The following is a 542-nucleotide window of genomic DNA, read 5'->3' as shown; positions in this document are numbered from 1 at the left end:
GATTCTTACATCCCAACTCCAGAGCGCGCAGTTGATGGTTCTTTCCTGCTGCCAGTTGAAGACGTATTCTCTATTTCTGGTCGTGGCACAGTTGTTACTGGTCGTGTTGAGCGCGGTATCATCAAAGTCGGCGAAGAGATCGAAATCGTTGGTATTAAAGACACAGTAAAAACAACATGTACTGGTGTTGAAATGTTCCGTAAATTGCTCGACCAAGGTCAAGCAGGTGACAACGTCGGTGTATTGTTGCGCGGTACTAAGCGTGAAGATATTCAACGTGGTCAAGTTTTGGCGAAGCCAGGTTCAATCAAGCCACATAGCCATTTCACAGGCGAGATCTACGTATTGTCTAAAGATGAAGGCGGTCGTCACACACCATTCTTCAACAACTACCGTCCACAGTTCTACTTCCGTACAACGGACGTAACTGGTTCGATCGAGTTGCCGAAGGATAAAGAAATGGTGATGCCAGGTGATAACGTTTCTATCACTGTTAAGTTGATCAACCCGATCGCGATGGAAGAAGGCTTGCGCTTCGCTAT

At 46.5% G+C, this 542-nt stretch carries 1 protein-coding gene; it reads left to right on the top strand.

What is annotated here, in order from left to right; all coding sequences use genetic code 11:
• Window positions 1-542: EF-Tu C-terminal domain-related protein (locus tag IE103_RS18295; RefSeq protein ID WP_268248996.1), on the top strand; the 542-nt coding region annotated here is incomplete at both ends.

Origin of the sequence: Affinundibacterium macrobrachii (assembly GCF_014652415.1) — a bacterium.
GTDB classification, from domain to species: Bacteria; Pseudomonadota; Gammaproteobacteria; order Burkholderiales; family Burkholderiaceae_D; genus Undibacterium; species Undibacterium macrobrachii.
Note: the sequence above shows the minus strand (reverse complement) of the source record. Positions and strands in the feature narration are given on the sequence as shown.